Raw genomic sequence first — 10,009 nt, forward strand, 5'->3', positions numbered from 1 at the left:
TATAAGCGTATGGATATGAGCTTGGTGGCTGCGGCCCTGGCGCAGCAAGCGAGTGCAACTCAGCAGCAGGTCGCCACGACCGTGCTGAAGCAGAACCTGAATGCGCAGAAGGATGCCGTCCTGACCCTGCTCGGTGGTGCGCAGCAGACGCTGTCGCTCGCCAATGTCGGCCCCGGCGTCGGCGGCAATCTCAACATCGCCGCCTGAGCTCGATTCAGCCAACCAATCAGGTGCTCGTCATGCCGGAACAAGCTGGGCGATGACGACCTGGGAATGGCCTCGCGCAAAAGGCCGAGTGTCAGAGTCCTGCCGCCGCCTTCGCCGTGATGGCCTGGATCAGCTTGACCGCATCGGCGCTGTCCCATTCGGCGGGGCCTGCGATGGTCGCGATCTCGCAGCCATGGCCGTCGACCAGCACCGAGGTTGGCATGCCCAAGGCGCGGCCCACCGCCTTCAGGTCCTGGAACACCTTGGCCTTCTGGTCGCTGAAATAGGCCAGCTGCGTCAGCTTGGCCTCGGTCAGGAAGGCCTTCGGCTTCTCCGGGTCGCGGGTGTCGATGTTGACCGCGACCACCTGGAAGGCGTCGCTGCCGAGCTTGGCCTGCAGCCCGTCCAGCGCCGGCATCTCCTTGCGGCACGGCACGCACCAGGTCGCCCACAGGTTCAATAGCACCGTCCTGCCGCGGAAGTCGGACAGTTTCTTCGGCGCGCCCGTCCCATCCTCGAAAGCGAGATCCGGCAACCGCAGCGGCGCGGAGGCCGGCGTCAGCGCCGCGACCTCGCCCTTGATCAGCGGCGCGATCCGCTTGGCTGTCGCGACCGCCGCTTCGCAGGCCTGGTCGCCCGCCGGACGGCCCTTCAGCAGCCCGCCAAACGCCATGGCCGCCACACCGGCGACGGCGACCACCGTGATGGCGGCTGCGGCCAGCAGCGTTTTCCGCGATCCAGCGGGGCGGGCAGGGGACGGCTCTGGCTTATCGTTTGTCATCTCGGGTCGGTTGCGGCTATCAGAGGCGCGAATTTGCGGGGCACTGCACGATGTGTCCCATCCTTTGGCGATCAGCAAGGCTTAAGAGCGGCAGGCATGAGCAACAAGATGTGGGGTGGCCGGTTCTCGGAGCGTCCCGACGAGATCATGGAGGACATCAACGTCTCGATTGACGTCGATCGCCACCTCTACGCGCAGGATATTGCCGCCTCCAAGGCGCACGCCGCCATGCTCGCCGCCCAGGGCATCATCACCGCGAGTGATGCGAAAAATATCGGCAAGGGTCTAGACACGATCCTGTCAGAGATCACCAAGGGGGCGTTCGAGTTCAAGCGGGCGCTCGAGGACATTCACATGAATGTCGAGAGCCGGCTCGGCGAGCTGATCGGCCCGGCCGCCGGCCGCCTGCACACCGCGCGCTCGCGCAACGACCAGGTCGCGACCGATTTCCGCCTGTACGTGCGCGACACGATCGACGACATCGACGCCGCGCTGGCCGCCTATCAGCACGCGCTGGCGTCTCGCGCGCTCGACCATGCCGGCACCGTGATGCCCGGCTTCACCCATCTGCAGACGGCACAGCCGGTCACCTTCGGCCACCATCTGCTGGCCTATGTCGAGATGGCCGGCCGCGACCGCGGCCGCTTTGCCGACGCCCGCAAGCGGCTCAATGAATCCCCGCTCGGCGCCGCCGCGCTGGCCGGGACCTCGTTCCCGATCGACCGCCACGCCACAGCGGAGGCGCTCGGCTTCGAGCGCCCGATGGCCAATTCGCTCGACGCCGTCTCCGACCGCGATTTCGTGCTGGAAACGCTCTCCGCCGCCTCGATCTGCGCCGTGCATCTGTCGCGCTTCGCCGAGGAGATCGTGATCTGGACCTCGCCTTTGGTCGGCCTGATCAAGCTGTCGGACAAGTTCACCACCGGCTCCTCGATCATGCCGCAGAAGCGCAATCCGGACGCCGCCGAGCTGGTGCGCGCCAAGACCGGCCGGGTGATCGGCGCGCTGAACGCGCTCCTGATCGTGATGAAGGGCCTGCCGCTCGCCTATCAGAAGGACATGCAGGAGGATAAGCAGGGCGCGATGGAGGCTTTTGCCGCGCTGTCGCTCGCCATCCGCGCCATGACCGGCATGGCGCTTGATCTGGTGCCGGACGAGGCCCGCATGAAGGCCGCCGCCGGCGAGGGCTATGCCACCGCCACCGACCTCGCCGACTGGCTGGTGCGCACGCTGAAGATGCCGTTCCGCGAGGCCCATCACGTCACCGGGCGGATCGTGGCGCTGGCGTCGAAGCAGGGCGTCGCCTTGCACGAGCTGCCGCTATCGGCGATGCAGCAGGTCGAGCCGAAGATCACGGCCGACGTGCTCGGCGTGCTCTCGGTGGAGTCGTCGGTGAAGAGCCGCACCAGCTTCGGCGGCACCGCGCCGAAGAACGTCGCGAGCCAGGCCAAGGGCTGGCTGAAGCGGCTGGAAAAACAGCGAAAGTAGGGCCGCTGTCCGAAATTTGACCGGACCGGCGTGGCTCCCCGGCACTCGCCACGTCCGGTCAATCTCTGTATGGTGCAGCCCGCATGGGGATCTCACACGTGAATCGCAGTCGCCGTCCGATGTCCAAAGCCTGGCCTCTCCTTGTGGCCGGGGCCGCCGCCCTGTCGCTCGCCGCCTGCGGGCGCAAGGGCCCGTTGGACCTGCCGGCGAACTCGCCGCCCGCGCCGCAAATGTCGGCTGCCCCCGCCGACACCGCGACCGAGACCGCCAACAAGCCGGGCCTGTTCAACTCCGGCTACGGCACCGACGCCGGCCCCGCCGCCTCCCGCGGCACCAAGAAACCCTTCATCCTCGACCCGCTGCTGGACAGCAAATAGGGGCAAACTCCGCTCGATCCGCCGTCGCTGCCACCCTCCCCTGGAGGGGCAGGGTCGCCTTGCGTGGAGCGCAGCGAGACGCGAGGCGGGGTGATCTCTCCACGGCCACCGCCTTCGCGGCATCACCTCACCCCGGCGCACGCCGCTGACGCGCCGTGCCCCGACCCTCCCTCTCCAGGGGGAGGGGGTGGCCGCGTCAATTGACAATCCGCTCCATTTCCCGGCAATTCGCCGCCACAATCACTTCATCTCGTAGCCCCGCGCGCGGACCAGACCCATGAACCATTTCGACTACCGCGACGGCGTGCTGCACGCCGAGGCCGTCAATCTCGCCGGGCTCGCCGCCCAGGTCGGCACGCCGTTCTACTGCTACTCCACCGCCACTTTGGAGCGGCACTATCGCGTGTTCGCCGAGGCCTTCACCGGCCAGGACGTGCTGATCTGCTACGCGATGAAGGCCAATTCCAACCAGTCGGTGCTGCGCACCCTGGCCAAGCTCGGCGCCGGCGCCGACGTCGTCTCCGGCGGCGAACTGAAGCGCGCGCTGGCGGCCGGCATCCCCGCGCGCAAGATCGTGTTCTCCGGCGTCGGCAAGACCGAGGCCGAGCTGCGCGCCGCGCTCGCGGCCGACATCCACTGCCTCAATATCGAGTCCGAGCCGGAGCTCGACCTCCTGGCGCGGCTTGCCAATGAGACTGGCCACACCGCCCGCATCTCGGTGCGCGTCAATCCGGACGTCGATGCCGGCACGCACGCCAAGATCTCGACCGGCAAGTCGGAGAACAAGTTCGGCATTCCCTTGGAGCACGCCCGCAAGGTCTACGCCCGCGCCGCCAAGATGAAGGGCATCGAGGTCACCGGCGTCGACGTCCATATCGGCAGCCAGATCACCGATCTCGGCCCCATGGAGACTGCCTTCCGCATCCTCGCCGAGTTCGTGCAGACGCTGCGCGCCGACGGCCACACGATCAGCCACGTCGATTTCGGCGGCGGCCTCGGCATCCCCTATCACATGGACCGCGCGGTGCCGCCGGAGCCCGCCGCCTATGCCGCGATGGTCAAGCGCGTCTCGCACAATCTCGGCTGCACGCTGATGTTCGAGCCCGGCCGCATGATTGTCGGCAATGCTGGCATCCTCGTCGCCAAGGTGATCTATGTGAAGCATGGCGAAGCCAAGAACTTCGTCATCATCGACGCCGCGATGAACGATCTGATCCGCCCGACGCTCTACGAGGCGCATCACGATATCCTGCCCGTGATCCAGCCCGCGCCGAATGCGCCCGCATTCGTGGCCGACGTCGTCGGCCCGGTCTGCGAAAGCGGCGACTACCTCGCGCTCGACCGCACGCTGCCCGAGCCCCGGCCGGGCGACCTCCTCGCCATCATGACATCAGGTGCCTACGGCGCCGTGCAGGCCTGCACCTACAACACCCGCGCTTTGGTACCGGAGGTTCTGGTCAAGGGCGACCAGTCCGCCGTGATCCGCCCGCGCATCGAGGTCGAGCAGCTGATCGCGATGGATACGCCGGCGCCGTGGCTGTGAGTGCGATCAATCGAACAGATCGGGCCTGATCTCGCGCGAGTGGTGCAGGATCACGCGGATCACAACGCCGTCTGGATCTTCGGTATAGAACACGATATGCGCCTGGAACCGAAACCTCCGGTGCCCGGGCGCGATATCGCTCACGCTGGCACCGATCCGCGGAAAATTCGCCAGCAGATCGAACGTGCGCTCAAGGCCCGCGTGATAGGCGTCGGCTTGGTTACGTACCGAAGGTGCTGTTCGTATAGTCGTAGATATCAAGCAGATCAGCCTTGGCACGGGCTGAGAGCTTGAACTCAGCCGCGGCGAGCCGCGACGCGCCGTTGTGCCTCGGCGCGAATATCGCTCATGGTCGAGCTGGTGATACGCTGGCAATCGGGATGCTGCAGCACTTCGCGGTAGCGCGCGAGCTGCTCCTCGCGGCTCAAAGCCCGCCATTCGGCAAGCTCGGCTTCGCTCGGCGGCAGCGCGGAAGGCATCGCACGGGTGGTTGCATCAGTCATACCCGCAAAATAACACGGGTCACCGGCACATGCGAGGGGGTGTTCCGGTCTGTCGCTTGGCGACAAGCGGACCCAGGCCAAAGGCCCAGGACCTCGCGGCGACATTGGAGGATTGAGGATGAAATCAGCAAGCTCAAGACATTCGATGCCGCTGAGCACCTCCGTACGCCGGCCGCCCGAGCGGAGGATCTCAACCTCGTGCTCGCCGACGGTGATCCCGCCGAGGTCCGCGACGCCCTCGACCTCGTCGCCCGGGCGCAGGGCATGAGCCAGGTTGCCGAGTCCGCCGGCGTGACGCGGCAAGGGCTCTACAAGACCCTCGGCGAGAACGGCAATCCGGAGTTCGCGACCGTCCTGCGGATCATCACCGCGACGGGAATCCGGTTGACGGCCGAGCCGGCCGGCGCCAAGCCGAAGACGAAAGCCGCGGCGTCGCGGTGACGATCTCCGGCTGAAGCGCAGCTCAGTCGCGCGTCTCATGCAGCGCCGCAACTCCGCATTCCCTTCACCATGAGGACCCCCCATGAGCATTCGCGTCGGCATCGTCGGGATCAGCGGTTTTGGCGGCGGCGAGGCGATGCGCCTGGTCGCGGGGCATCCCTCGTTCGAACTGGTCTACGCCGCGGGCGAGGGCAGCGCCGGCCAGCGGCTGGCGGAGCGATTCCCCGGCGTGCCGGCCAAGCTCGCCGATCTCGTGATCGAGAAATGGGACCCCGCGCGCCTGCCGTCCCTCGACGTGCTGTTCGCCTCGCTCCCCACCGGCGCCTCGAGAGATGCACTGGCGCGCGTGCCTGATGACGTGAAGATCGTCGACATCGGCGGCGATCACCGCTACGCCGACGGCTGGACCTACGGCCTCGCCGACGTCTGGCCCCAGGAGATCGCAAGCAAGACCCGCATCGCCAATCCCGGCTGTTTCCCCGCGGCGGCGCTGACCCCGCTGGCGCCGCTGCTGGCCGACAAGCTGATTTCGCCCGACACCATCGTGATCGACGCCAAGACCGGCATCTCCGGCGCCGGCCGCGGCGGCGGCACAGGCTTCGGCTACGCCGAGAGCAACGAGAACCTGATCCCCTACGGCCTGCTCAGGCACGTCCACATGCCCGAGATCGAGCGCAGCATCGCGCGGATCAGCGGCGGCAGCGCCACAGGCCTCGTGTTCACGCCGCATCTGGTGCCGATGACCCGCGGCATTCTCGCCACCATTTACGCCCGCGGCCGCGCCACCACCGCGCAGTGCCTCGACGCCGCTCGCCGCTTCTACGAAGGCAGCGCCTTCGTCCGCGTCACCGACAAGCCGCCGCAGACCAAATGGGCCGCCGGCTCCAACCTCGCCTTCGTCAGCTACGCCGCCGACCCCGAGCGCAACCTGGTGATCGCGCTCGGCGTCGTCGACAATCTCGGCAAGGGCGCGGCCGGGCAGGCGGTGCAGAATGCGAACCTGATGTGCGGGCTGCCGGAGACCGCGGGGCTGGAGGGGGCGCCGGTCTGGCCGTGAGGTCGGCCGCGATTGTCACAGCAGCGGGAGACGGAACGGGTGATCAAACGGCGCCTCTCCTCAGCGTTTGATCCGCTGCACCGTCACCGTGGTCCCCACTCAGAAGCCCGTCGAGAGCGCGACCTCGCGCCATCGGGCGATGATGGCGGCGTCGGAGGCGTGCTTCGCCTCGATCGCCGCGACGGTGTCGGCCCCCAGTGGTAACCGCACCGGCGGATCGGGCTCGCCGGCGAAGTCGACGAGCACCCGCGCGAGCTTGTCGGGATCGCCGGGCTGGGCGCCGTTGACGGTGCCGGCGTTCGCGCGGACCCGACCTGCCGTCGCGCTGTAATCGGGGATCACGATGCGGCTGACCTTCAACGACGAGGCGTCCATGAAGTCGGTCCGGAAGTAGCCCGGCTCGATCGCCGTCACATGGATGCCGAGCGGCTCGAGCTCGGCGCGCATCGCCTCCGACAACGCCTCGACGGCGAACTTGGTCGCGCCATAGACGCCGAAGCCGGCCGAGCCGCGATAGCCGCCGATCGACGAGATGTTGAGGATGCGGCCGGACCGTGCCTTGCGCATGTGGGGCAGAATGGCGCGGGTGACGGCCAGGAGCCCGAACACGTTGGTGCGGAAGACGGCCTCGATCTCCTCTTGGCTGGTTTCCTCGACCGCGCCCATCAGGCCGAAGCCGGCGTTGTTGAGGAGCACGTCGATCCTGCCGAAGCGGTCGATCGCCGCCTGCGCCGCCGCGACCGCCTCGCTCTCCCTGGTCACGTCGAGCGCGAGGGCCAGGAGGTCGGGATGTGCCCCGATGCGATCGACGATCGCCTTCGGATTGCGGGCGGTCGCCACGACGGCGTCGCCTCCGTCCAGCGCCCGCTGCGCCACCAGCGCGCCGAAGCCGCGCGAGGCCCCTGTGATGAACCAGACTCTCATCGGACTATTCCTCGATATTGCCGTTGCGTGTGAGGCTCGGGGGTCGCGCCGGCTCATGCCGCCGCGATGTCGATGGCGATCTTGCCGGTGCCGCCCGTCTTGAGCGCGTCATAGGCCGCACCGACGTCCTCGAGGGCGAACCGGCGCGAGTCGAGCAGCGGCGTGAGCTTGCCGGATTCCACCAGCTGTGCGGCCTGGGCGAGGATCTCGCCGTGATGCCGCCGTCCCTTGCCGTCGAGCAGCGGCAGCAGTGTGAAGACGCCGGAATAGGTGCCGCCCTTGAACGACAGCGGCGCCAGCGGATGGGTGCCCCAGCCCAGCGACGAGGTGACATGGCCGAACCGCGCGACCGCGGCGAAGGCGGTGTCGAGCGCGCCGACCGTGTCGTAGACGATGTCGAAGCCGCGGCCCGCCGTGATGCGCGCGACGGCGTCGGCGATCGGTTCGTTGCGGTCGATGAAAACAGCGCCCAGGCGCTCGATCACCGGCCGGCTCTCTGGACGTCCCGTTGCGAAAACCGTTGCGCCGAAGGCGAGGCCGAGCTGGACGACGATGTGACCGACACCGCCGGCGCCGCCCAGGACGAGCAGCGTCTGTCCCGGCCGGATGCCGACGCGATCGACCAGGCCTTCCCAGGCCGTGATCGTCACCAGCGGCAGGACGGCCGCCTCGCGCATGCTGAGGTTCGCCGGCTTGGCCGCGAGCAGATCCGCGTCGGCGCTGACATATTCGGCCAGCGTTCCCGGGTGGCCGCCGACTCCGCCGACCATGCCGTAGACCTCGTCGCCCGGACGAAACCGGGTGACGCCTTCGCCCGTGGCTTCGACCGTGCCGGCCATGTCCAGGCCGAGGATGGCGGGAGCCGGTTGCCTGGCATGCGCGGCCTGGCCGGCATGGATCTTGGTATCGAGCGGGTTGGTGCCGGCCGCGGCGATGCGGACGAGGACCTCGCCGCGTCCCGGCGCGGGGCGGCTGATCGCGGTGACGCGGAGCGGCGCGCCGGTTTCGTGGAGAATGGCAGCCTTCATCGAGATGGTCATGGCGACCTCCTGTTGTGATGGAGGCATCATCGGCCGTCGTGCCATGAATGGACATCATCGAGTTCGTATGTAATCCATTCAGTTTTGAATGGGCGTCTCGTGTCCGTCGCCCCCGTCGTCGAAAGGCCTCGCATGGAGTGGAGCGACCTGCGGATCTTCCTCGCCATCGCGCGCGAGGGCACGCTCGGCGCGGCCGCGCGCCGGCTCGGCCTGTCTCAGCCGACCATGGGACGCCGCCTGGCGGCGCTCGAAGCGGCCGTGAGCCAGACGCTGTTTCAGCGCACGGCCGAAGGCTTCGTGCTGACCCACGAGGGCACGGCGGTGTTGGCCCACGCCGAGCGGATGGAGGAGGAGGCGCTCGCGTTCGAGCGGCGCCTGGCGGGCGCGCAGGCGCAGCTCGACGGTTTTCTCCGGATCTCGTCGTCGGACTGGTTCGGCCGCCTGATGCTGACGCCGGTTCTGGCCGAATTCGGCCGGTTGCACCCGCGCGTCTGTGTCGAGCTCTTGACCGACGCGCGGCTCTACAGCCTTCCCCGCCGCGAGGCCGATCTCGTGTTTCGCATCCGCGCGTTCGACGAGCCGGAGGTGATCTCGCGCCGGCTCCTGCACATCCCCTATGCCGTGTATGGCCCGCTCGACGGCCCGCAGGCCGTCGAGGGCGATGGCCAGGGGATCAGGGTCGTCACCATGGACACGGCTTTCGCCGACATGCCCGATGCGCGCTGGCTGGCGAAGCGACTGCCGAAGGCCGAGGTCGCGATGCGCAGCAACAACCGCGACGTTCAGGCCATGCTATCAGCGCAAGGCGCGGGGCTCGCCGTGCTGCCGCGGCCGCTCGGCGACGCGACGCCGGGCCTGCGGCCTGTCGACATCGGCGAGCAGCCGCCGGGGCGGGACACCTATGTCGGCTATCACCGCGATCTGCGCCGGCTCGCCCGGCTGCGGGCGCTGCTCGACCTCGTCATCTCGCAACTGGCGTCCGCGTGAGATGCGTTTGACACTGCGGCGCTCTCGATCTCGTCGGCGCTCCGGATCTCGTCCCCCGCGTGCCTCCAGTTTTGTGCAGTGTCACCGTAATCCCGCCTATGCCGCGATGGTCAAGCGCGTCAGCCACAATCTCGGCTGCACCCTGATGTTCGAGCCGGGACGGATGATCGTCGGCAATGCCGGCATCCTCGTCGCCAATGTGATCTATGTGAAGCACGGCGAGGCCAAGAACTTCGTCATCATCGACGCCGCGATGAACGACCTGATCCGCCCGACGCTCTACGAGGCCCATCACGACATCCTGCCGGTGGTCCAGCCCGCGCCGGGTGCGCCGTCGTTCACAGCCGACGTCGTCGGCCCGGTCTGCGAGAGCGGCGACTACCTCGCGCTCGACCGCACGCTGCCCGAACCTGCGCCCGGCGACCTCCTCGCCATCATGACATCAGGCGCCTACGGCGCCGTCCAGGCCTGCACCTACAACACCCGCGCTTTGGTGCCCGAGGTGCTGGTCAAGGGCGACCAGGCCGCGGTGATCCGTCCGCGGATCGAGGTGGAGCAGCTGATCGCGATGGATACGCCGGCGCCTTGGCTGTGAGGGGGGCAGCTGTTTGCCGCGCTTCGCAAATCTCGAACCCCTAACCCTTCGCGTAGTCTCGGACAC

At 68.1% G+C, this 10,009-nt stretch carries 12 protein-coding genes and 1 pseudogene; 8 read left to right on the forward strand and 5 right to left on the reverse strand.

Going from position 1 to position 10,009, the window contains the following annotated elements; translation table 11 throughout:
• Window positions 1-9: 9 nt before the first annotated feature.
• Window positions 10-207 carry a putative motility protein gene (locus BBTA_RS05410; RefSeq protein ID WP_012041438.1) on the forward strand — a complete coding sequence of 66 codons (198 nt, stop codon included), beginning with the start codon at window positions 10-12 and terminating at the stop codon, window positions 205-207.
• Window positions 208-298: 91 nt separating this feature from the next.
• On the opposite strand, the gene BBTA_RS05415 is transcribed toward BBTA_RS05410, so the two are convergent.
• Entirely contained in the window at window positions 299-988 is a 690-nt protein-coding gene (locus tag BBTA_RS05415; protein ID WP_012041439.1) for a TlpA disulfide reductase family protein, read from the reverse strand.
• A 96-nt stretch (window positions 989-1,084) separates the two neighbouring features.
• Between BBTA_RS05415 and argH the strand changes: the two genes are divergently transcribed.
• From argH to lysA, 3 genes are all read left to right on the forward strand, one after another.
• Entirely contained in the window at window positions 1,085-2,476 is a 1,392-nt protein-coding gene (argH, locus tag BBTA_RS05420; protein WP_012041440.1) for an argininosuccinate lyase, read from the forward strand.
• A gap of 83 nt (window positions 2,477-2,559) precedes the next feature.
• Window positions 2,560-2,853 carry a lipoprotein gene (locus tag BBTA_RS05425; protein WP_012041441.1) on the forward strand — a complete coding sequence of 98 codons (294 nt, stop codon included), beginning with the start codon at window positions 2,560-2,562 and terminating at the stop codon, window positions 2,851-2,853.
• Between the two features lie 277 nt (window positions 2,854-3,130).
• A complete protein-coding gene (gene lysA / locus BBTA_RS05430) occupies window positions 3,131-4,396 on the forward strand; it encodes a diaminopimelate decarboxylase (protein WP_012041442.1) in 1,266 nt (421 codons plus the stop codon).
• 6 nt (window positions 4,397-4,402) lie between these two features.
• Here lysA and BBTA_RS05435 read toward each other — a convergent pair whose 3' ends face one another.
• Both BBTA_RS05435 and BBTA_RS05440 read right to left on the reverse strand, forming a co-directional pair.
• The gene (locus BBTA_RS05435) at window positions 4,403-4,675 is read right to left on the reverse strand and encodes a type II toxin-antitoxin system RelE/ParE family toxin (RefSeq protein ID WP_012041443.1); all 273 of its coding nucleotides are present in this window, start codon (window positions 4,673-4,675) and stop codon (window positions 4,403-4,405) included.
• Between the two features lie 17 nt (window positions 4,676-4,692).
• Complete coding sequence (locus BBTA_RS05440) at window positions 4,693-4,875, reverse strand: hypothetical protein (RefSeq protein ID WP_012041444.1); 183 nt, start codon at window positions 4,873-4,875, stop codon at window positions 4,693-4,695.
• A 63-nt stretch (window positions 4,876-4,938) separates the two neighbouring features.
• Between BBTA_RS05440 and BBTA_RS05445 the strand changes: the two genes are divergently transcribed.
• Complete coding sequence (locus tag BBTA_RS05445; protein ID WP_012041445.1) at window positions 4,939-5,340, forward strand: addiction module antidote protein; 402 nt, start codon at window positions 4,939-4,941, stop codon at window positions 5,338-5,340.
• An 82-nt stretch (window positions 5,341-5,422) separates the two neighbouring features.
• Complete coding sequence (argC, locus tag BBTA_RS05450; protein WP_012041446.1) at window positions 5,423-6,397, forward strand: N-acetyl-gamma-glutamyl-phosphate reductase; 975 nt, start codon at window positions 5,423-5,425, stop codon at window positions 6,395-6,397.
• Between the two features lie 99 nt (window positions 6,398-6,496).
• Here the strand turns inward: argC and BBTA_RS05455 are convergent, their stop codons facing one another.
• Both BBTA_RS05455 and BBTA_RS05460 read right to left on the reverse strand, forming a co-directional pair.
• Window positions 6,497-7,321 (reverse strand): SDR family NAD(P)-dependent oxidoreductase, encoded by an 825-nt coding sequence (locus tag BBTA_RS05455; RefSeq protein WP_041750355.1) that lies wholly within the window; start codon window positions 7,319-7,321, stop codon window positions 6,497-6,499.
• A 53-nt stretch (window positions 7,322-7,374) separates the two neighbouring features.
• A complete protein-coding gene (locus BBTA_RS05460; protein WP_172241278.1) occupies window positions 7,375-8,361 on the reverse strand; it encodes a zinc-dependent alcohol dehydrogenase family protein in 987 nt (328 codons plus the stop codon).
• Window positions 8,362-8,493: 132 nt separating this feature from the next.
• On the opposite strand from BBTA_RS05460, the gene BBTA_RS05465 reads away from it, so the two are divergent.
• Together BBTA_RS05465 and BBTA_RS05470 are read left to right on the forward strand one after the other, a co-directional pair.
• Window positions 8,494-9,348, forward strand: coding sequence for a LysR family transcriptional regulator (locus BBTA_RS05465; RefSeq protein ID WP_041751260.1), 855 nt, complete (start codon window positions 8,494-8,496; stop codon window positions 9,346-9,348).
• Window positions 9,349-9,442: 94 nt separating this feature from the next.
• Window positions 9,443-9,943, forward strand: a pseudogene (locus BBTA_RS05470) (diaminopimelate decarboxylase); the annotation flags it as partial.
• Window positions 9,944-10,009 lie beyond the last annotated feature (66 nt).

It is taken from the genome of Bradyrhizobium sp. BTAi1, from assembly GCF_000015165.1.
In the GTDB taxonomy this organism is placed as follows: Bacteria; Pseudomonadota; Alphaproteobacteria; order Rhizobiales; family Xanthobacteraceae; genus Bradyrhizobium; species Bradyrhizobium denitrificans.

Excerpts from the sequence above, each read along its gene's own strand:
- BBTA_RS05410 (WP_012041438.1), top strand. The coding sequence starts at position 10 with ATGGATATGAGCTTGGTGGCTGCGGCCCTGGCGCAGCAAGCGAGTGCA.
- BBTA_RS05415 (WP_012041439.1), bottom strand. The coding sequence starts at position 988 with ATGACAAACGATAAGCCAGAGCCGTCCCCTGCCCGCCCCGCTGGATCG.
- argH (WP_012041440.1), top strand. The coding sequence starts at position 1,085 with ATGAGCAACAAGATGTGGGGTGGCCGGTTCTCGGAGCGTCCCGACGAG.
- BBTA_RS05425 (WP_012041441.1), top strand. The coding sequence starts at position 2,560 with ATGGGGATCTCACACGTGAATCGCAGTCGCCGTCCGATGTCCAAAGCC.
- lysA (WP_012041442.1), top strand. The coding sequence starts at position 3,131 with ATGAACCATTTCGACTACCGCGACGGCGTGCTGCACGCCGAGGCCGTC.
- BBTA_RS05440 (WP_012041444.1), bottom strand. The coding sequence starts at position 4,875 with ATGCCTTCCGCGCTGCCGCCGAGCGAAGCCGAGCTTGCCGAATGGCGG.
- argC (WP_012041446.1), top strand. The coding sequence starts at position 5,423 with ATGAGCATTCGCGTCGGCATCGTCGGGATCAGCGGTTTTGGCGGCGGC.
- BBTA_RS05455 (WP_041750355.1), bottom strand. The coding sequence starts at position 7,321 with ATGAGAGTCTGGTTCATCACAGGGGCCTCGCGCGGCTTCGGCGCGCTG.
- BBTA_RS05460 (WP_172241278.1), bottom strand. The coding sequence starts at position 8,361 with ATGACCATCTCGATGAAGGCTGCCATTCTCCACGAAACCGGCGCGCCG.
- BBTA_RS05465 (WP_041751260.1), top strand. The coding sequence starts at position 8,494 with ATGGAGTGGAGCGACCTGCGGATCTTCCTCGCCATCGCGCGCGAGGGC.